Below are 20,539 nucleotides of genomic sequence, written 5' to 3'. Positions count from 1 at the left end.
GACACTTATCTATAAATTTGCTGAAATCTTGACTTCAATATACCTGTCAAGTAAATTGTGGTCAATACAAACAAGCCTGAACTAATCGTTCAGGCTAAAATCAGTCTTTATTTTTGCTGGATTGATTTTAATATTGAATCTTTTCTCCAGCTTTTCAATCGATAGGAGAGAATCTGTTATTATTTCATCGAATCCATGTATCGCTAAGATTTCTTCGTGGATGGATTTATACTTATTTTGAATCGTTTCATCATCTAACTGATCGATTATATAATAAAAGCCACCTTGATCATACATTTCAAGAATCTTTTCTTTATCAATCTCATCTTTTGAAACAATGAGTTTTCTAACACCAAATTCAGGAAGTTTTTCATACCAGGATAATCCTTTTCGTACGTTGACAACGTCACCAATGATTATCATTGCTGGATGGGTTACTTTGTGTGCACTAACTAGGTCATTAATGGTTGAAAGGTCACCAATGACTGTCTTTTGATAACCATAACTCGCATTACCTACCACTGCAACTTTCAAATGGGCATCCATATCTTTTGATAGGACAGAAATGATTTCAGGCAATGCTTTCATTCCCATATATAGTGCTAAAGTACCACCTTTTGCAAGCGCCTGAAAGTCAATTTCACGCACACTTTCTTTTTGGAGATGTCCTGTAGAAAAAGTAACGTGTGGTTCGTGTGCTCGATCTGTGAGCGGAAAATCTGAATAAAGGGCTGCTGCAGATGCGCTCGTAATGCCTGGAATTACCTCGTATGGATACTTGTTATTTAAACTATCTACTTCTTCAGACAGTCGACCAAATATTCCTGGATCGCCACCTTTTAGTCGTACTACTGTTAAACCAAGTGCCGCTTTTTCATTAATTATGCGATTGATTTCGTCTTGTGCTTTGTATTTTACATCAGGATTTTTTCCTACATAGATAAGTTCACATTGCGGTTTCGACAATTGAAGCAAAATCGGATTAACTAATCGATCATATATGATAACATCTGCAGTTTTGATATTTCTTATTGCTTTATAAGCAACAAGACCAGGGTCACCTGGTCCTGCTCCTGCAAAAATAACCTTGCCTAATCCATCCATATAAATAACTCACCGTTATCTACTTCTACTTTGTATGTCGATACGCAACCATCTGCTTCATCTGGCGCCTGAACTTGCCCATCATTCAAATCAATTTTTCTGTCATGCAGTGGACAGAAAACGTAATGTTCACTTACTGTACCTTCTGATAAAGGACCATTTTTGTGTGGGCAACGATTAGCGATTGCTTTAATTTCACCTGATTCAAGAAGAAATACACCAATTTCCTGATCTTTGAAAAATACTTTTTTTCCTATTTGAGGTTCTAATTCTGATACATTGAATAGTTTAATTTTTTCCATGATTATACGCGCTCCACTTCATACATTTTTCGTTTTTCTGCATCTGTTGCAATTGCTTTCCACGGCTCTTCCTGACGTGCTTTATTTGCATCCATTAAGCGATCAAATAATTCTTTTTGACGCGCTTCATCCAATAATACGTCTTTCACTTTATCAAATCCTAAACGTTCCATCCATGGCGCTGTACGTTCACCGTATACCCCAGTTTCACGGTAATACTGCATCATTGCACCACATAATTGTACGACATCCTCTTCTGTTGGAACTGTAGTAAGTAAAGTAGCAGCTTTAACTTCGGTACCACCATTACCACCGACAAAAATCTGGAAGCCATTTTCAACACCGATTACACCAAAGTCTTTAACGCCTGATTCTACACAGCTACGCGGACAGCCTGATACCCCAATTTTAAACTTATGTGGTGTATCGATGTATTCAAATGTAGATTCTAAACGAATCGCTAACTTAGTTGTATATTGTGTTCCGAATCGACAGAATTCTTTACCCACACAAGATTTTACTGAACGTAACTTTTTACCGTAAGCAGATGCTGAGCGCATACCCAAATCTTCCCATACTTGAGGCAATTCTTCTTTCTTAATACCATATAATCCAATACGTTGTGCACCTGTAATTTTCACTAAAGGTACATCATATTTCTTCGCAACTTCTCCTAATTTAATTAATTGATCAGGATTTGTTACCCCACCTTGCATTTGTGGGATTACTGAGAATGTACCATCATTTTGAATATTTGCATGGAAACGTTCATTTGCATAACGTGAATCTTTTTCATCTTCATGTTCATGTGGCCAGCACATATTTAAATAGTAGTTTATTGCCGGACGACATTTTGGACAGCCACCAAGGTTTTTAAAGCCTAATACGTGACGTACTTCTTTAGAAGTTTTTAAACCTTTCGCACGAATTTGCGTAACGATTTGATCACGTGATAAATCTGTACAACCACAAATACCTGTTGGTCCACCCGCTTCAAATTTATCTCCTAAAGTATGGACTAATAAGTCAGCGATTTGTCCTTTACACTTACCACAAGAACCACCCGCTTTAGTATGTGCTGTAACTTCAGCAACTGTTGTTAGGCCTTTTTCACGGACTGCCTGTACAATTTGTCCTTTAGAGATACCGTTACATCCACAAATTGTTTCATCATCTGCCATTGTTTCCACACTAATCGCATCGACTTCTCCTGCTTTATGAAGTAATGATACCAATGTAAATTCTTCAATCGGTTCCTGCTTTTTCATCATATTATAGAAGCGGTTACCTTCTTCAGTATCACCGTATAATACAGCACCAACAACTTTACCTTGTTCTACAAAAACTTTCTTATAAATATTATCTAAGCCGTTAAATACTTCGATGCCACGAGTATTTTCACCTTCGTAGATCTTACCAGCACTAAATAAATCACACCCTGATACTTTAAGTGATGTAAATGTTGTAGAGCCGTGATAGCCTTCTGTTTCGCGACCTGTAATATGATCTGCCAATACTTTACCTTGTTCGTAAAGTGGCGCCACTAATCCGTAAACTTTAGAATTGTGTTCTGCACATTCACCGACAGCATAGATATCAGGATCATTCGTCTGCATAAAATCGTTTACAACGATACCACGACCAATTTCAAGTTCAGCTGCGCGCGCTTGTTTCGTTACAGGACGAATACCTACTGCCATTACGACTAAATCGGTTTCAATCACTGAACCATCGCTTAAACGAACTGCTTCAACTCGGTCTTTACCAATAATCTCCTGAGTATTGCCTTGTAATTTGAACTTCATACCTTGTTTCTCTAAATCGGCCTTTAACATTTCTCCTGCTTTGCGGTCTAACTGCATTTCCATTAACCATTCACCAAGATGTACCACTGTGACATCCATTCCTTGATCAAGCAATCCGCGAGCACATTCTAAACCAAGTAATCCTCCACCGATTACTACTGCCTTTTTAAAATGACGTGCTTGTTCGATAATATATTCAGTATCTTTAATGGTTCTCCAGCCGATCACACCTTCAAGTTTTACACCATCAATCGGTAACATAAATGCAGTTGAACCTGTTGCTATGATTAATTTATCATATTCAACCGTCACTCCATTTTTAGTTGTTACAGATTTATTATCACGATTAATCTTTTCAACCTTATCATCATTGATTAAAGTGATACCTTGCTCTTTATACCATTCATAAGAATTTAAGATTGTTTCATCAACCGTCATTTTCTTTTGTAAAATATTTGATAGCATAATACGATTATAGTTAGGATAAGGCTCTTCACCAATCACTGTAATTTCAAATAGATCTGGATCACGCTCTATAATTTCTTCAATAGTACGAATACCAGCCATACCATTACCAACCATTACTAATCTTTGTTTCATATTATTATCTCCTTAGCTATATCAGCATTTTATTTTAATAAATCTATTAATTGTTGTTTCAGATGCTTACTTTTTTCAGGACTTGCTCCGTCACTTGAAATCATCACACGCATACCGTCATGTCTAAAAGATGCTACATTGTAAAAGTTTGAATTAGCTTTTTCAGAACAATCATTGACGAGTTGATGAGATTGTATACAACTCATTACTTCTTGATTAACACTTTTATTGTTTGTGGCGATAAACACCATATCATATTGACTGATGTCTTGTTTAGTAAATGGATAAGGGATACAGTGAACATCCATCTTTTCAATTTCAGGATCAATATGTGGAGCAATCACTGTGATAGATGCACCTTCGCCTTGTAGACCACTTATTTTACGCTTAGCAATTCTACCGCCACCTACGATCAGTACATTCTTTCTTTCAAGATTAAGCATTACGGGATACATACATATCCTCCTCTAATTCACGGAGTTTGTTAAGTACGCCTTGTGCCATGCTAAAATCTAAATCCAGTGTTTCAGTAAATGTAATATCATAACCCGCTTCAATAAACGGCTGACTTAGCCGTTTAATTTTACGAACTAAATGGCCGTCAAATAAGAAATAAGGCATAATAACAATTTTTTTATTTTTGTCTATTTGTTTCAGTTTTTCTTCAAAGCTTAAATTTCCATATAACATTGCTGGTATTAAGTTCTGACCAGTATTATTCTTCATGAGATTTACCATTGCTGTAAGTCTTTCACCGGGCTCTGTAAATCTTTTATTACCGTGTGCAGTGATCAATATCGTTTCATCATTAAATGACGAAATGATTTGCTCACAGACTTTATAAACAGCTGGTTCATCACCGAAACAATCTGCTATGTTATAGGTGATATGTGGATAGTCACACAATACCTCATCCAACTGTGCAGGAATATCTTCTACAGCGTGCATCGCCGGAAATAGCAACATCGGCATCACTATAAAATTTGTAACACCTTTATCTATCATATGTCGTGTAACAATCGGAACATTTTCATCATCTTTTTCTAAAAAAGCTAATCGCTGCACAGTTTCTGGTCTTGATTGTATGATTTGATCAACAAATTTTCTAAACAGTTGATTCTTATCCGGCATTTTCGACCCATGTGCAATATAAATAATACCTTGCACAAACATCCCCCCTCATTCACATTACATTTATAGTATATCTCATTTAAATGTGATTATGTTCACATTCATGTATATATAGGGATATCCCTATATAAAATTAATTGCAAGAAATATCTATTCATTATTTTATTTAAAAATAAAAAAACACTCTAAGTCATTTCACTTAGAGTGTTTAAAAATCTATATTATTTGTTTAAAGCAGCTTTCGCTTGCGCTACGATTTCAGCAAATGCTTTTTCGTCAGTGATAGCGATTTCTGATAACATTTTACGGTTGATATCAATTCCAGCAACTTTTAATCCGTTCATTAAACGGCTATAGCTGATGTCGTTCATACGAGCTGCCGCATTGATACGTGCGATCCATAATTTACGGAAGTCACGTTTCTTTTGACGACGGTCACGGTATGCGTATTGACCTGATTTCATTACTTGTTGTTTTGCTACTTTATATAATGTATGTTTTGAACCAAAGTAACCTTTAGCTAATTTGATTGTACGTTTACGACGGGCGCGTGTAACTGTTCCACCTTTAACTCGTGGCATTATAATTCCTCCTTAGTGTTTCTAATTTTTATTTTACGTAAGTTAACATTTGTGCTACTCGTTTTTGATCGCCTTTAGATACTAATGACGCTTTACGAAGTCCACGTTTTTGTTTAGTTGATTTGTTCGCGAATAAGTGAGAAGTGTAAGCTCTTGAACGTTTTAATTTCCCTGAACCAGTTCTTTTAACACGTTTAGCTCCACCACGGTGAGTTTTCATTTTAGGCATGTTTTGTTCCTCCTAGTTTTGTTTTTTGTCGACGATAGGCGCTAACATTAAAAACATTGAGCGTCCATCCATCTTTGGCTTTTGTTCAACTGTCGCAAGATCTTTACATTCTTCTGCAAATTTCTCTAACACACGTTGACCAAATTCTTTATGCGTGATCGCACGACCACGGAATCTGATAGATACTTTAACTTTATCCTGCTTTTCTAAGAACTTACGCGCATTTTTAAGTTTCGTATTGAAATCATGATCCTCAATCGTTGGACTTAATCGAATTTCTTTAACAACAACAACTTTTTGATTCTTACGTGCTTCTTTTTCTTTCTTTTGTTGTTCAAACTTGAATTTACCGTAATCCATAATTTTGGCTACTGGTGGTTTCGCATTTGGAGCAACTAACACGACATCAAGGTTTACACGTTCAGCAATTTCAATTGCTTCAAATTTTGTTTTAACACCAAGTTGTTCGCCATCATGTCCGATTAAACGAAGTTCTCTCGCACGAATTTTGTCATTGATTTGAGTTTGATCTTTAGCTATGGTTGACACCTCCTATTTGATTTACGAAGACAAACAAAAAAGCGAATGCATAATGCACCCGCTAAAAATGACATGTCTAACCATGTTATTTAACCCTGTAACTGCTCTTGGCGTCTTCAGGGCGAGAAGCGGGATGCTTCTACTTGTCCGTTTCGTATTCAACAGACTTAAGTATAACAGGCTATATTTTATAAGTCAACATCTATTTTTTCAAATTCACTCATGTCGTGATTTTGTGATAAATTTACTTCTTTTAAAGGAATCTTACGTGTTTTATACTTCAATTTATGATAGAAGAAAAACGCTAAGAAAATCGGAATACCCATGTAAGTAATCAGGAATCCATTTAAATCAAACTTTCCACCTAAAATTAAATCTGTATCCTGTCCGAGAATAACAAACAAACATAGGATAAATGCAAATATTGGGCCAAACGGGAACCACATTGCTTTATATTTTAACGCTGATGTATCTTTGTTTTGTGCGTAAAACGCTCTACGGAATCTATAATGACTGATAGCAATGCCTAGCCATGCAATAAATCCAGTTAATCCACTTGCAGCTACTATGTATTCATATGCACCGCTAGCAACACGTTCAACCATGAAGATGATTAAAACGACAACGAATGTTGCAAGTAAACTTGGAATTGGTACACCTTTTGAATTCGTTTCTGAGAATTTACGAGATGCCAGACCATCTTTCCCCATTGCATAAAGCATTCTTGTTGAAGCATACATACCACTGTTTCCGGCAGAAAGAATTGATGTTAAGATAACTGCATTCATAAATGAAGCAGCAAATGCAAGTCCTGCATTTTCAAATACTAACGTAAATGGAGATTTCGCAACACTTTCTCCACCCATAAGGTTCGGGTTTGTATAAGGAATAATTAAGCCGATGACTAAAATAGAAAGAATGTAGAAAATTAAAATTCTCCAGAAAACTTGCTTAATAGCTTTAGGAATCGTTTTTTCAGGTTCCTCTGACTCACCAGCCGTAATACCTACAAGTTCTGTTCCCTGGAAACTAAATCCTGCGACTAAGAATACACCTAGAATCGTTAAGAAAGAACCTGTTAAACCATGACCGACAAATGGTGCATCACCAGTTGTAAAGTTATTAAATCCAAGATATTTTCCACCTAATATACCGAAGATGGTAAGAATACCGATTGCTAAGAATAAGATGACAGTGACTACTTTAATTATGGCAAACCAGTATTCACTTTCTCCGTAAACACGAACTGATAAAGTATTTAAAAATAAGATAATCGCTAAGAATACTAGACTCCATGCCCATCCTGGTAAGAAATTCATCGGTTCCCAGTATTTAATGACACTCGCTGCAATACTCACATCGGCTGCAACGGTTATTACCCAGTTAAACCAGTAATTCCAACCTAATGCAAAACCTAGTGACGGATCTACAAATCGCGTTGCATAAGTAGAAAATGAACCTGAGATAGGTAGATAAGTTGCCATCTCACCTAAACTTGTCATTAAGAAAAAGACCATAATACCGATTATCGTGAAAGCAAGTAAAGCTCCCCCAGGACCAGCATCTTTTATGGCTCCTCCTGATGTCATAAATAAACCGGTACCGATACATCCACCAATCGCAATCATCGAAATATGACGTTGCTTTAGTAACCTTTGCACCTGATTGTTTTCATCATTCATAAATAAACTTCCCTTCACATAAAAAATGAGTACGCGTATGATACGCGTACTCATTTGAATATTAAACATCAAAATTAGTAGCGCATCACATACGTGACAGTCTAACACCTATTAAATGTTAGCCCAGGAATTAATGTTCATACACATTATTCCTTCGGCACTGTTTCCTTTCGAAAAATTTCGCTTACGTGTATGACATATCCATCATCTACTCATAAACAGTGCGACCTCTACCTCAACGAGGAATATTAAGTTATCTATTAATATACATGATATTTTAAAAATGTTCAATAACTTTTTAATACTTTAAAATCTTAAACCGTTTCATACACAAATTTCATATTCCCTATTTTCAGGAGAATAACCCAATTATATGATAAATTTATTTTTTCAGGCGAACTTCATCTACAAGATTCCAGATAAATTCATCACGCTCTAAAGTTTTAGACTCTTTAGAACCGTATTGACGTAAGTTCACTTCATTATTTTCAACTTCTTTATCTCCAACTACAACCTGATAAGGTACTTTATTCATTTGTGCCTCGCGTATTTTATAGCCCATTTTCTCATTACGGTCATCGATGTGACAACGAATGCCTTGAGATTTTAATTCATCATAAAGTTTTCTTGCGTAATCATAATGCACTTCATTTGAAACCGGAATAATTTCTAACTGATTAGGCGCAAGCCAAGTTGGATATGCACCTTTATATTCTTCTGTTAAGAATGCAACGAAACGTTCCATCGTTGAAATAACACCACGGTGAATAACAACAGGACGATGTTTCTCACCATCCGTACCGATATATTCTAAATCGAAGCGTTCAGGTAATAAGAAGTCCAATTGAACTGTTGATAATGTTTCTTCTTTACCTAATGCTGTTTTCACTTGAACATCAAGTTTAGGACCGTAGAATGCCGCTTCACCCGGTGCTTCTTCATATTCTAAGCCCATTTCGTCAACTGCTTCTTTAAGCATTGACTGAGCACGTTCCCACATTTCATCATCCTGGAAATATTTCTCTGTATCTTCAGGATCTCTGTAACTTAAACGGAATTTATAATCTTTAAATTTGAAGTCTTTATAAACATCAATCACTAACTGCACAACGCGAATGAATTCATCTTTAATCTGATCTGGACGAACAAAAATATGTGCATCATTTAAAGTCATTCCACGTACACGCTGTAGACCACTTACGGCACCACTTGCTTCATATCTATGCATTGTACCAAGTTCTGCAATACGGATTGGAAGTTCACGATATGAGTGTGGTTTATTTTTATAGACCATCATGTGATGCGGACAGTTCATTGGGCGAAGAACCATCTGTTCATTGTCCATTTCCATAACCGGGAACATATCTTCCTGATAGTGATCCCAGTGACCAGATGTTTTATATAAATCAACTGATCCCATGACTGGAGTATAAACGTGATCATAACCAAGTGCTACCTCTTTATCAACGATATAACGTTCTAATTCTCGTCGAATAGTAGCACCATTCGGTAACCAAAGCGGCAGACCCGCACCCACAAGTTGACTCGTCGTAAATAATTCTAATTCTTTACCTATTTTTCGGTGGTCACGTTCTTTACGCTCTTCAAGCACTTCAAGATGTGCTTTTAATGCTTTTTTATCAAAGAATGCTGTACCGTAGATACGTTGTAACATTTTGTTATTCGCATCACCTCTCCAGTATGCACCGGCAGTAGATAACAATTTAAATTCTTTAATCTTAGCTGTAGACGGAACGTGTACACCGCGACAAAGGTCAGTAAATTCTCCCTGGCTGTATAAAGTAACGTTTTCGTTTTCAGGTATCGCATCGATCAACTCTTGTTTATACGGATCATCAGCAAATACTTTTTTTGCTTCTTCTCTACTCACCACACGACGTTCAATCTTAATATTTTCACCAACGATTTGGCGCATTGTTTTTTCGATTTCCGGTAAGTCTTCACTTGAAATCTTGTGATCAGTATCTACATCATAATAGAACCCTTCCTCGATAACAGGACCTACTCCAAAATGTACTTTGCCGTACATACGCTTTAATGCCTGAGCCATTAAATGTGCTGTAGAGTGACGTAAAACTTCAATACCTTCTGGTGATTCAGGCGTAATGATTTCAATATCCCCATCTACCTCTAATGCTGTAGATAAATCTACCATTTGACCATTAAATTTGCCTGCAAGCGCTTTTTTTCTTAAACCTGGACTAATTGATGCGGCGATGTCTTCAGTTGTTACGCCAGCCTCAAAACTTTTTACATTACCATCCGGGAATTTCACATTAATCTCACTCATTATAGACGCCTCACTTTTTTATATTTTTAAACAACAAAAAAGACCCCATCCCAAAAAGGGACGAAGTCTATTCGCGGTACCACCCTAATTACTGAATACTCAGCAACTCTACATAAGATAACGGTCTTGAGCCGGACAAGGATTAATTGCCATCAATGTAAGGGAGTAATGCAATGTCTTAATTACTGATTTGCAGCGCCATCAGCTCTCTAAAAATTAATAACATTTCATCATGTCCTTACCGCTTTATATATTCGAATTTAATTTTGTTGTTTGTTAATTCATATTATACACATATTATTGTAATTTTCAAACTTATTTTTGACGACGATAATTTTTTCCGTCTAACAAATACTCATCACTTAACGATTCAATACGCTCCATAATGCGTCGTGCTTTCGTCAGTTCAGCCCCTTGTTTAGTAATTGAGAGATGATGACTTAATTCTTTAAAGTCGAAGTTTGAACTAAAAAATGTCGGTAGATGGTTCATCATACGATAATTTAATATCGGACCAAGTACTTCATCACGTACCCATGGTGTTAAATCTTCAGCACCAATATCATCAAGCATTAATACAGGCGTGTTCTTAACTTTATTGAGTCGTTCTGCATAAGTACCGTCATTAAAACCATTTTTTAGTTCACGTATAAATTCAGGAAAATAAAGTAACGTTGTATAAATACTACGCTCTTTTAACTCACTTGCGATTGCTCCAAGAATAAACGATTTCCCTGTTCCAAAAGGTCCATGAATATACATTCCCTTCGTCTCTACACCTTTAGCAATGTTACGACAGATTGTACCTGCCTGTCTAACGATGTCGATACGTGACTTATCGTCCAGATAAATATCAGTTAACTTAGCATTTAATACATCTTTAGGCATGTGAATTGCGGTAATAAACTGTTTCATCTTTTGTTCAGCATCAAATGCAAGTTTAGATGGACATGGAAGATGTCTAATTTTTATATGATTATTGTCAATATATAATTCCGGTGTGTGGCCAGGAACAAAATTTTTACACTTTCCGTATGATACACAGTCTTCACACATTTTAGAGGAATCTTTAAATTCCTGTAATACCGATAAATCATTATCAATCATTTTTTCTGTAACATTGTTTTGATCGATAAAATACTTGATTTGCGGGTCACGCACAGTTTCCTGTTTAATCTTTTCAATTCGTTTAAAAATTTCATTATTCGCATTTAATATTGATCCCATCGGCTTCATTCATTATCCTCCTCCCATAATCGATTTAATTCCTGCTGCAGACGTTTTCGTTCTTCCTCTAGATCTACTTCGGTTGATAGTTTCTCGCCTTCATTTTTCGGCTTTTCCTGTTCCTCAGTTAACCATTTCGGTGTTAGTTCTTTAGAAGGCGGTATATATTGTTTCGTTCTACTCTGATTCTCTTTTCGCTGAGCTTGTTTTTTACCCATAGATTTCACATAATGATAAGCTTCCTGACTCGTCTGCAGATTTTGTTTCTTCCAGTTAGAAGCAATCTCTTCAATATAACTTTGAGGTAGCTTCATATCTTTTGTAAATAACACATATTGTATTAAAATATTCAGCACCCCGTAAGGTAATTGCTCACGTTCCAGAATAGACTCTATCATTCGTTTTTGTTTTAAAGTCGGTTCAGATTTACTAAATGAAGTCAGCATATCAATCGGACTTGTCGTATCAAGCATTTCAAACCAATTGAGTAGTGTGCTAGCTTCTTTACTATCCCCTTCATCTTTCTGACTAGGCTTTTGCACCTGTAAAGTAGGTAACGCACCGTCATGTTCAATTTTGTAGAAATCTCTGGCATTTTTTCGAAGTTCCTCGTGAGAAACTGTTTGATTACTTGTTAATGATTTTAAAATAATCTGACGCATTTCAGTAGGTGCAATATCATAGAGTGCCGCAAGCTGTGAGATAAGGTCTCGTGTTTTTTTAGGCAACTGTTCACTTGTCACCAAATTTTGTGCAAGTAGTGTCTCAAGCATATCAAAGTCAAAAGTTTGCTGATGAACAGGAATACCATAAGGATCACTCTGTTTAATAAGTTCACTATTATATTCAAATACAATAGGTTCAGGTGATTTAGGAGTACCAAAGACATCCATATACTTACTCGAAATATCCTGATAACCATCATAATCGATATTATTAGTAAAATATCTACTCTTTAACATTTGATATCTATGTTTACCTACTTGCTGGTATAGAAAAACTGAAAGCATCGGGTCATTAAAAAACTGAGCAGGCATAACCGGACTGATAAGTTTATAGATAAACTTCTGATTCTCATCATCAATACGCATATAGGTCTTTAATAATCCAATTGCTTCAAGACGTTTTCTGAGAACTTCAAAGTGAGATAGATTCATCTTCATTTCACTCAGAATAATATAATGCGTATAATGGTTACTCACTTGATTGTAATCGTTTAAAAACTGACTTAAAAACTGATACACACCTATACACTCAACGCCAATTAGCGGTGTATATAATGTTTTAAGTACATCATCTGTAAGATGTGTACTGATGTAATTAGTGGTCACTGTAAACTGGTCAGTACCATTTAGTTCAGTAAAATAATGTTGCATATGAACACCTACTTCTTATCTTTGTCGCTCAGTAAACCGCTCATGGTACGCAGTAACTGATCAACATCTTTAAACTCTTTATACACTGAAGCAAAACGCACATAAGAAACCTGGTCAAGTGACATGAGATGATCCATCACCATTTCACCGATATCGACTGAAGATATTTCAGTTTTACCTTTTTCTCTCAGCGTATTTTCAACTTGTGATGTAATTTTTTCTAGTGACTCATAAGCTACCGGACGTTTTTCACAAGCACGCACTAAACCATGTAATACTTTATCTCGATTGAATGTTTGTCTTGTCCCGTCTTTTTTTACGACAATTAAAGGCTGAAGTTCCACACGTTCAAAAGTTGTAAAACGCGTGCCGCATGATTCGCATTCTCTACGCCTTCTAATAGCAGTCAAATCATCAGCGTGACGTGAATCTATAACCTTTGATTGATTAAAACCACACTTTGGGCATTTCAAGACAATCACTCCCCTGTAATTAGTTATTATTTAATTATACAATATTAATAATTATTTAAAAATCCATAAGATTACACCGATGTGGGTATAGATAAACAAATCATTAAAAAGGAGAAGCAAATGAGACCCAACTATATTTCATTACCAAAATTAGAAGAAGGCCATCCGGTTAATAAATTAAGAGAGAGCTTTAACAGAAGAAATGAAGTAATACTATATCACAATGATTCAGTTGGCATTGTTTTTATAGGAGATTCCATTACCGACTACTGGGATCTAGAAAGTTATTTCAAACTTGGTAATAACAAAAGAATCATCAATAGAGGAATCGGCAATGACAGGACACAATGGGTACGTGACCGATTTACAGCAGATAGCATACAGCTAAGACCTGACTGGATAGTATTATCAATAGGTATCAACAATACGAAAGAGCTAGATGGTAATCAGAGCGAAGAAACACAGCGTCAAATAAAATCAAGAATTCTTGAAGATATTGAAGCAATGATAAAAATGGCTAAAGATAATCATATCAATATTGCAGTTTCTACACTTACATCAACGAACCGTCCAAAGTTAGATGGATTTTTAACTCGCTCAAAACTCGTTCAGATGATTAATCAGGAAATAAAGCAACTGTGTAGTAAATATGAAGCTCTTTTTATCGACTATTATTCAAAAATGACTGAAAACGTTGACGGGGTGGACTATTTACGCGGCGAACTAACAGATGACGGCCTGCACCCACATGTACTAGGATATGACATTATGGCTGAAGTAGCGGAGACAATATTTTCAGGAATCTATCCTTTAACACGAAGAAACAGCAACTAGATATTAGCTAGTTGCTGTTTTTTAAAGTGTATGGTAGGTCTTAGTTCGTATATATAATGGGTATGCGAACTAACTCACCATTTTCTAAAAGATTTTTGATCAGATTTCGATAATCGCTCTACTTAGTTCGTATATATAACTTTTTTGCGAACTAACTCACCATTTTCTAAAAGATTTTTGATCAGATTTCGATAATCGCTCTACTTAGTTCGCATATACAACTCTTTTGCGAACTAACTCGCCATTTTTCAAAAGAATTTTGATTAAATCTCGATAATCTCCCTACTTAGTTCGCATATACAACTCTTTTGCGAACTGACATAGCATTTAATTTAACATCTTAAGTCCAATCGTACTGATTAATATTAACCCCATAAAAAATAGTCTCCAAGCATTTTTTGATTCGCCGTAAAAAACAATCCCAACGATAGCACCACCGATTGCACCGATTCCTGTCCAAATTGCGTATGCTGTACTCATAGGAATTTCAATCAGTGCAATTGATAAAAATAACAAACTAAACGCAAAAGTGACAATCAGTAATAAGATGTATCTTTTCTGCTTTTTAGTGACATACATATTTATGACGACAACTCCAAGCATTTCACATAATCCTGCAATGACAAGTACTAACCAATACATCATTTCGCCTCCTCTGGCGTTGCAAGTTTTAGTCCGATAACACCAATAATCAATACACTGATAAGCATAATTTTCTCAAAGCTGAATGTCTCACCAAAAAATGCAACATCTGCTATGGTCACTAGTGTTGCTCCCAGTCCTACAAATACCGAATAACTTGTGCCAACCGGTAAATATTTCGATGCGTTAAGTAGTAAACAGAAACTAATTGACACACTGATTAGTGTCAGTAACCACTCATACCAGACATCAGCATGTGCTAACCCAATCACCCAGCACATCTCAAAAACAGCTGCTATTATTATTTTTATCCAGTTCATACTTTACCTCATTTGTTCAAATAATAGTCAATAGTATAGCATAATGAAGATTTTATATGTTGTAAACAAACATTAAAAAACCTCTCAAAAATTTTGAGAGGTTTAATAGTATAAATTATTTAGCTAATTTCTCACCCATTAACACAGCTAATTCTACTACGCGAGTTGAGTAACCCCACTCGTTATCATACCAAGATAATACTTTAACTTTATTACCTTCCATAACAATTGTAGATAAACCGTCAACGATTGAACTATTTGGATTTGTATTGAAATCAACACTTACTAAAGGTTCATTCGTAATATCTAAAATACCTTTTAATTCATTTTCACTTGCTGCTTTGAATGCTTCATTAATTTCTTCAACAGTAACTTCTTTTTCTAAATCTACAACTAAGTCAACTAATGATACGTTTGTCGTTGGTACACGTAAAGCCATACCATGTAACTTACCTTTTAATTCTGGTAATACTAAAGCTAAAGCTTTAGCAGCTCCAGTTGAAGTTGGGATGATACTTTGAGCACATGCACGTGCACGACGTAAATCTTTATGTGGGTTATCTAAGTTCTTCTGATCATTTGTGTAAGCATGAACAGTAGTCATTAATCCATTTTTAATACCAAATTTATCATTTAATACTTTCGCAACTGGTGCTAAACAGTTTGTTGTACAAGATGCATTTGAAATAACATCATATGTATCAACATCTAATTGCGCACAGTTCACACCGCGAACGATTGTTTGAACATTTCCTTTACCTGGTGCAGTTAATAAAACTTTCTTAGCGCCTGCTTTAATATGAGCTGCCGCTTTTTCAGCATCATTAAATTTACCTGTCGCTTCAATAACAATATCAATATTTAACTCTTTCCAAGGTAATAACTCTGGATTACGTTCAGAAACTAATTTAATTTCTTTGCCATTAACGATTAAAGCATTTTCACCAGGTTCAACATCTAATTCAAACTTACCATGAGTAGTATCATACTTTGTTAAATGTGCTAGAGTTTCTGGAGGATAGCTCGCGTTGATCGCTACTACTTCTAATTCATCATTTAAAAGTGCTGCACGGAACACCATTCTTCCAATTCTTCCTAACCCATTAATCGCTACTCTTGTTTTCATCATATCTTCTCCTTCGCAATGTGTTATACTAATCTCTTTCAATAGTATAGCACAATGATTGCGTTAAGGAAGCGTTTTCTTAAGAAAAATTAATTTCGTAATTTTTTAATTTTTCAAACTATTTGTATGGTTGAATCAGACATCTTAATTGTTCTTGTAATGCATCAATTGACCCACTATTATCGATAACTTTATCTGCTTTTTCCTTTTTTTCCTCAAGTGACATTTGAGAAGCAATACGCGCTTGTGCTTCTTTTTGAGAAAGATTATTACGAAGCATTAAACGCTCTATTTGTATATTTAACGGGATATAGACCAACCACACTTCATCGACTGTATGTTCAAGATGATTTTCGTAAAGTAATGGAATATCCATCACTACTATTTTACCTTGCGCAAGTGCCTGCTGTTTTTCACTCTCCATAATATCTCTTACACGTGGATGGACTATTTTATTTAGCTTCTCTCGCTCACTTGAATCATTAAATATAATATTGCCTAATACTTTACGATCTAGTGAACCATCTAGCCGTATCACTTGATCACCAAATGCTTTTTTTATTTGTGCCAATCCTTCTGTACCCACTTCTACTGCTTTTCTGCTGGCAATATCTGCATCTATAATTACAAAACCCTGGTCTGATAAATACTTTGCAACGGTTGATTTTCCACTTGCGATACCACCCGTTAAGCCAATTACCGTCATTTTCGCACCTACTTTTGACATTTTTCACAATAGTGTGTGTTACGCGTTGCAATCACCTGCGTTGAAACGGGATGACCACACACATTACATTGTTTTAAACCATATATATTAAATTTACTTTGCATATTTCCTTGTTCACCCTCAACATTTCGATAATCCGATATGCTTGAACCGCCGTATTTTATACCTTTATTCAGTACATTAATGATTGCTGAAAAAAGTTTCTTTTTCTTCTGGGTCGACAATGTATCCGTAATATGTGTAGGTAAAATACCTGCTAAATGCAGTGCTTCACATGCATAGATATTACCACAACCACTTACAACACTATGATCCATAATCACTTGCTTAATGGGCTTATGCTTATACTTCTTTTCTTTTGTCTTATTGATAAAATGTGCTAAAGCATCATCATTAAATGGTTCAGGTGCTATGGATTGATTAAATAGCTGATACGCTGCTTCATCCATTATTTTAAACTCTCCGAAACGTCTAATATCTGAATAGATCATTTTTTGTTTATCTGATAGTTCAAACTGAACATGCCAGTGCTTTCTGTAATTAGCAATCTGGATGTCATCAACGTCATGTTTAACAAAAAATGCACCCGCCATACCCAGGTGACCAATCATATAGATGGTTTCCCTCTGATGCGCTGTAAGACAAAAAATGATATATTTACTTCTTCTTTCAATAGTCGCAATTGTGCGGTTACAAATTAATGCCCGAAAACTTTCAAGGTCCATTTGTTTGATTATCGTCTCTTTCCCTTGTGCCTTACCTGTTTTTACAGCTTGTGAAAAGATAACGTCAACAATCTTTTTACTAAGTACATGAGGCCTTAAACCTCGCACCACATGTTCTACTTCCGGTAATTCCGGCATACTTTCACCTACTTTGCTTCATACCAGCTTTCACCCGAATTATATTCAACTTCAAGCGGGACATTTAAATCTAATGCATGTTCCATAATATCTTTTACAAACAAACTGAACGCATCAATTTCTGCTTTCGGTACTTCAAAAATCAATTCATCATGTACCTGTAATAACATTTTAGCTTTAAATTCCGTTTCCTTCAGTGCTTTATCAAACTGAACCATTGCCAGTTTAATAATATCTGCAGCACTACCTTGAATCGGGGTATTCATTGCTGTTCGTTCAGCAAATCCACGTAAATTAAAGTTTCTGCTTGTAATGTCAGGAATGTAACGACGTCTTTGCATTAATGTTGTTACATATCCATCTTGTTTCGCTTTCTGGATAATATCATCCATGTACTGTTTAACATTCGGAAAACTATCTAAATAATCATCTATAAACTTTTGTGCTGCTTTACGGGTAATCCCTAAACTTTGACTCAAACCGTAATCACTAATACCATACACGATACCAAAGTTTACCGCTTTTGCCTGGCGACGCATATTGCTTGTTACTTCTTCTTTTGATACATCAAAGACTTCCATCGCCGTCTTTGTATGTATATCAATGCCATGTTTAAACGCATCCATCATACTTTGATCTTCAGTAATGTGGGCAAGAACACGCAGCTCAATTTGTGAATAATCCGCAGCAAAGATTACCATATCATCTTCACTTGGTACAAATGCTTTACGTATTTTACGTCCTTCATCTAATCTGACTGGAATGTTCTGAAGGTTAGGGTCAATAGAAGATAGACGTCCGGTTTGTGCGATCACCTGATTAAATCTAGTATGGATCTTTCCATCATCACCGATTAATTTCTGTAATCCTTCAACATATGTCGATTGTAATTTTGATAATGTTCGGTATACTAATATGTCATCAATAATTGGATGTTCGCCTTGTAATTTCTCTAACACATCAACAGCCGTTGAATAGCCTGTTTTCGTCTTTTTAATAACTGGTAATTTTAAATCTTCAAATAAAATAACACCTAACTGCTTTGGAGAATTCACATTAAATGTTTTTTGTGCGTGCTTATGGATACTCTCAACTAGTACATCAAGGCGTTGCTGAATTTCAGACTGCATCTCCTGTAATGTTGTCTTATTCACTTTAATACCTTGCATTTCCATCTTTGCAAGAACCAATGCTAAAGGTAACTCTAGTTCATCGTGCAATGCTAGTTGTTCATGCTGTGAAAGTTTTTCTTTAATGAGTGGTGTAACATCCTGTATAAGATTGACTTCAGTAGCAATATGCTTAAACAAAATATCATTATCCGGTACCTGTGCTTTTGCACCTTTGCCAAATATATGATCATCACTTTCTACATAGTTTAAGCCATATTCCTGTCCAACTTGAGCGACATCAACAACAGTACCCGAAGGATTTAATAAATAGTTAGCTAACATAACGTCAAAAATTATACCTTCAATTTGTACGCCAAGTCTTTCAAACATCACTTTTACTGCTTTTGCATCATAAACATGTTTTTTAACTTCGCTATTTTCTATTAATTTAACAAATGAAGTGTTATTCACTGCTACTTCAGGTGACACAACAAATGTCTTGTTGTGATAAACCACACCCACACCAATAATTTCATTCTTTAAATAGTTATCCTGGAAACAGATGATATGTAAATCAATTGTATCGACAGCAGCAAAATCCATCGTTTCAAAATCTGGTTCAATAACAATTTCTTTATCACTTTTAATTTGACTTGTTGTGTCTAAAGCATCAAGCATTTGCTTGAATTCCAGTTCTCGAAACAGTTCTATTTTTTTCGTTTCATCTTTTTCCGGAATACGAGTATCTGATAATTTAATTGTTATCGGTGCATTGGTTTCAATTGTAGCAAGTTGCTTGCTCATTAGAGCGTCTTGTTGATGATTCGTTAAATTCTCATTCAGTTTTTTTGCTGTAATTTTAGGTAAATTTTCAAGAACACCTTCAACTGAACCATACTCCAGTAATAATTTAATCGCAGTTTTTTCACCGATACCTGGTACTCCAGGAATATTATCAGATTTATCCCCCATTAAACCTTTTAAATCAGTTATTTTTTCAGCACCAAAACCGTACTTTTCTTCAATGAATGATGGTGTATACTTATCGATATCTGTCACACCTTTTTTCGTGTAATAGACTGTTACATAATCATTCACTAATTGCGTTAAATCTCGGTCCCCTGTGACGATAATTGTTTCCATCTTTTGCGCTGCCGCTTCTTTTGATAATGTACCGATAATATCATCCGCTTCATAATTATCTAACTCATAATGCTTTATCTGATAAGCTTCAGCAAGTCTACGAATATGCGGGAACTGTTCACTTAATTCCTGAGGTGTTTTTTGACGACCACCCTTATATTCACCATATGTTGCATGTCTAAAAGTTGTTTTACCTGCATCAAATGCAATCAGAAAATGTGTAGGTTGCTCTTCTTTGATTAATTTCTCTAAAATTAATGTAAATCCATAAATTGCATTTGTATGTAAATCAGATGAATTTTTAAGTAAAGGTAATGCATAAAATGCTCTGAACGCTAAACTGTTACCATCTATTAATATTAATTTTTCTTTCATCATTCTACCTCCATCTTATATCTATTCTAGTCTATC

Annotated in this window: 20 protein-coding genes, 1 riboswitch and 1 other annotated feature; of the genes, 1 reads left to right on the top strand and 19 read right to left on the bottom strand. The window is 35.5% G+C overall.

Going from position 1 to position 20,539, the window contains the following annotated elements; translation table 11 throughout:
* Positions 1-81: 81 nt before the first annotated feature.
* From cobA to nrdR, 13 genes are all read right to left on the bottom strand, one after another.
* Positions 82-1,104 (bottom strand): uroporphyrinogen-III C-methyltransferase, encoded by a 1,023-nt coding sequence (cobA, locus tag ACMGE6_RS08775; protein ID WP_414053478.1) that lies wholly within the window; start codon positions 1,102-1,104, stop codon positions 82-84.
* Entirely contained in the window at positions 1,092-1,406 is a 315-nt protein-coding gene (locus ACMGE6_RS08770; protein WP_414053477.1) for a nitrite reductase (NAD(P)H) small subunit, read from the bottom strand. Before ACMGE6_RS08770 ends, cobA begins: the two co-directional genes overlap by 13 nt.
* A gap of 2 nt (positions 1,407-1,408) precedes the next feature.
* Positions 1,409-3,811: a nitrite reductase large subunit NirB gene (gene nirB, locus ACMGE6_RS08765; RefSeq protein ID WP_414046125.1), complete on the bottom strand. Its 2,403-nt coding sequence runs from the start codon at positions 3,809-3,811 to the stop codon at positions 1,409-1,411.
* Between the two features lie 29 nt (positions 3,812-3,840).
* Positions 3,841-4,266: a precorrin-2 dehydrogenase/sirohydrochlorin ferrochelatase family protein gene (locus ACMGE6_RS08760; protein WP_414053476.1), complete on the bottom strand. Its 426-nt coding sequence runs from the start codon at positions 4,264-4,266 to the stop codon at positions 3,841-3,843.
* Positions 4,247-4,978 (bottom strand): CbiX/SirB N-terminal domain-containing protein, encoded by a 732-nt coding sequence (locus ACMGE6_RS08755; protein ID WP_414053475.1) that lies wholly within the window; start codon positions 4,976-4,978, stop codon positions 4,247-4,249. Before ACMGE6_RS08755 ends, ACMGE6_RS08760 begins: the two co-directional genes overlap by 20 nt.
* Positions 4,979-5,163: 185 nt before the next feature.
* Complete coding sequence (rplT, locus tag ACMGE6_RS08750; RefSeq protein ID WP_111715401.1) at positions 5,164-5,523, bottom strand: 50S ribosomal protein L20; 360 nt, start codon at positions 5,521-5,523, stop codon at positions 5,164-5,166.
* 28 nt (positions 5,524-5,551) lie between these two features.
* Complete coding sequence (gene rpmI, locus ACMGE6_RS08745) at positions 5,552-5,752, bottom strand: 50S ribosomal protein L35 (protein WP_012657249.1); 201 nt, start codon at positions 5,750-5,752, stop codon at positions 5,552-5,554.
* Between the two features lie 12 nt (positions 5,753-5,764).
* Positions 5,765-6,301, bottom strand: coding sequence for a translation initiation factor IF-3 (gene infC / locus ACMGE6_RS08740; protein WP_099579968.1), 537 nt, complete (start codon positions 6,299-6,301; stop codon positions 5,765-5,767).
* A gap of 18 nt (positions 6,302-6,319) precedes the next feature.
* Positions 6,320-6,443: a sequence feature (ribosomal protein L20 leader region), on the bottom strand.
* Positions 6,444-6,480: 37 nt separating this feature from the next.
* Positions 6,481-7,974 (bottom strand): amino acid permease, encoded by a 1,494-nt coding sequence (locus tag ACMGE6_RS08735; protein WP_414053474.1) that lies wholly within the window; start codon positions 7,972-7,974, stop codon positions 6,481-6,483.
* Positions 7,975-8,044: 70 nt separating this feature from the next.
* Positions 8,045-8,215: riboswitch (Lysine riboswitch) on the bottom strand.
* Between the two features lie 141 nt (positions 8,216-8,356).
* A complete protein-coding gene (thrS, locus tag ACMGE6_RS08730) occupies positions 8,357-10,285 on the bottom strand; it encodes a threonine--tRNA ligase (RefSeq protein WP_414046120.1) in 1,929 nt (642 codons plus the stop codon).
* A gap of 315 nt (positions 10,286-10,600) precedes the next feature.
* Positions 10,601-11,521 (bottom strand): primosomal protein DnaI, encoded by a 921-nt coding sequence (gene dnaI, locus ACMGE6_RS08725; RefSeq protein ID WP_414053473.1) that lies wholly within the window; start codon positions 11,519-11,521, stop codon positions 10,601-10,603.
* On the bottom strand, positions 11,518-12,888 hold the full coding sequence (locus ACMGE6_RS08720) for a replication initiation and membrane attachment family protein (RefSeq protein ID WP_414053472.1): 1,371 nt from the start codon (positions 12,886-12,888) through the stop codon (positions 11,518-11,520). Before ACMGE6_RS08720 ends, dnaI begins: the two co-directional genes overlap by 4 nt.
* A gap of 8 nt (positions 12,889-12,896) precedes the next feature.
* On the bottom strand, positions 12,897-13,361 hold the full coding sequence (gene nrdR, locus ACMGE6_RS08715) for a transcriptional regulator NrdR (RefSeq protein ID WP_414053471.1): 465 nt from the start codon (positions 13,359-13,361) through the stop codon (positions 12,897-12,899).
* Positions 13,362-13,481: 120 nt separating this feature from the next.
* On the opposite strand from nrdR, the gene ACMGE6_RS08710 reads away from it, so the two are divergent.
* Positions 13,482-14,195: an SGNH/GDSL hydrolase family protein gene (locus ACMGE6_RS08710; protein WP_414053470.1), complete on the top strand. Its 714-nt coding sequence runs from the start codon at positions 13,482-13,484 to the stop codon at positions 14,193-14,195.
* A 327-nt stretch (positions 14,196-14,522) separates the two neighbouring features.
* Here the strand turns inward: ACMGE6_RS08710 and ACMGE6_RS08705 are convergent, their stop codons facing one another.
* From ACMGE6_RS08705 to polA, 6 genes are all read right to left on the bottom strand, one after another.
* Positions 14,523-14,837: a DMT family transporter gene (locus ACMGE6_RS08705; protein WP_414046115.1), complete on the bottom strand. Its 315-nt coding sequence runs from the start codon at positions 14,835-14,837 to the stop codon at positions 14,523-14,525.
* Complete coding sequence (locus ACMGE6_RS08700) at positions 14,837-15,157, bottom strand: DMT family transporter (RefSeq protein ID WP_414046114.1); 321 nt, start codon at positions 15,155-15,157, stop codon at positions 14,837-14,839. The genes ACMGE6_RS08705 and ACMGE6_RS08700 overlap by 1 nt, the downstream gene beginning before the upstream one ends.
* Before the next feature lie 115 nt (positions 15,158-15,272).
* Positions 15,273-16,283, bottom strand: a complete 1,011-nt coding sequence (locus ACMGE6_RS08695; RefSeq protein WP_414046113.1) for a glyceraldehyde-3-phosphate dehydrogenase — start codon at positions 16,281-16,283, stop codon at positions 15,273-15,275.
* A gap of 118 nt (positions 16,284-16,401) precedes the next feature.
* Positions 16,402-16,989, bottom strand: coding sequence for a dephospho-CoA kinase (gene coaE / locus ACMGE6_RS08690; protein ID WP_414053469.1), 588 nt, complete (start codon positions 16,987-16,989; stop codon positions 16,402-16,404).
* Positions 16,990-16,997: 8 nt separating this feature from the next.
* Entirely contained in the window at positions 16,998-17,873 is an 876-nt protein-coding gene (gene mutM, locus ACMGE6_RS08685; RefSeq protein ID WP_414053468.1) for a bifunctional DNA-formamidopyrimidine glycosylase/DNA-(apurinic or apyrimidinic site) lyase, read from the bottom strand.
* Between the two features lie 8 nt (positions 17,874-17,881).
* A complete protein-coding gene (polA, locus tag ACMGE6_RS08680) occupies positions 17,882-20,503 on the bottom strand; it encodes a DNA polymerase I (RefSeq protein ID WP_414053467.1) in 2,622 nt (873 codons plus the stop codon).
* Between the last annotated feature and the right edge of the window lie 36 nt (positions 20,504-20,539).

The organism is Macrococcus equi (assembly GCF_047426745.1).
In the GTDB taxonomy this organism is placed as follows: domain Bacteria; phylum Bacillota; class Bacilli; order Staphylococcales; family Staphylococcaceae; genus Macrococcoides; species Macrococcoides equi.
Note: the sequence above shows the minus strand (reverse complement) of the source record. Positions and strands in the feature narration are given on the sequence as shown.

Bases quoted from the DNA above. Each gene is read 5' to 3' on its own strand.
- cobA (WP_414053478.1), bottom strand. From the start codon at position 1,104: ATGGATGGATTAGGCAAGGTTATTTTTGCAGGAGCAGGACCAGGTGAC.
- ACMGE6_RS08770 (WP_414053477.1), bottom strand. From the start codon at position 1,406: ATGGAAAAAATTAAACTATTCAATGTATCAGAATTAGAACCTCAAATA.
- nirB (WP_414046125.1), bottom strand. From the start codon at position 3,811: ATGAAACAAAGATTAGTAATGGTTGGTAATGGTATGGCTGGTATTCGT.
- ACMGE6_RS08760 (WP_414053476.1), bottom strand. From the start codon at position 4,266: ATGTATCCCGTAATGCTTAATCTTGAAAGAAAGAATGTACTGATCGTA.
- rplT (WP_111715401.1), bottom strand. From the start codon at position 5,523: ATGCCACGAGTTAAAGGTGGAACAGTTACACGCGCCCGTCGTAAACGT.
- rpmI (WP_012657249.1), bottom strand. From the start codon at position 5,752: ATGCCTAAAATGAAAACTCACCGTGGTGGAGCTAAACGTGTTAAAAGA.
- ACMGE6_RS08735 (WP_414053474.1), bottom strand. From the start codon at position 7,974: ATGAATGATGAAAACAATCAGGTGCAAAGGTTACTAAAGCAACGTCAT.
- thrS (WP_414046120.1), bottom strand. From the start codon at position 10,285: ATGAGTGAGATTAATGTGAAATTCCCGGATGGTAATGTAAAAAGTTTT.
- dnaI (WP_414053473.1), bottom strand. From the start codon at position 11,521: ATGAAGCCGATGGGATCAATATTAAATGCGAATAATGAAATTTTTAAA.
- ACMGE6_RS08720 (WP_414053472.1), bottom strand. From the start codon at position 12,888: ATGCAACATTATTTTACTGAACTAAATGGTACTGACCAGTTTACAGTG.
- ACMGE6_RS08710 (WP_414053470.1), top strand. From the start codon at position 13,482: ATGAGACCCAACTATATTTCATTACCAAAATTAGAAGAAGGCCATCCG.
- ACMGE6_RS08705 (WP_414046115.1), bottom strand. From the start codon at position 14,837: ATGTATTGGTTAGTACTTGTCATTGCAGGATTATGTGAAATGCTTGGA.
- ACMGE6_RS08700 (WP_414046114.1), bottom strand. From the start codon at position 15,157: ATGAACTGGATAAAAATAATAATAGCAGCTGTTTTTGAGATGTGCTGG.
- ACMGE6_RS08695 (WP_414046113.1), bottom strand. From the start codon at position 16,283: ATGAAAACAAGAGTAGCGATTAATGGGTTAGGAAGAATTGGAAGAATG.
- coaE (WP_414053469.1), bottom strand. From the start codon at position 16,989: ATGACGGTAATTGGCTTAACGGGTGGTATCGCAAGTGGAAAATCAACC.
- mutM (WP_414053468.1), bottom strand. From the start codon at position 17,873: ATGCCGGAATTACCGGAAGTAGAACATGTGGTGCGAGGTTTAAGGCCT.
- polA (WP_414053467.1), bottom strand. From the start codon at position 20,503: ATGAAAGAAAAATTAATATTAATAGATGGTAACAGTTTAGCGTTCAGA.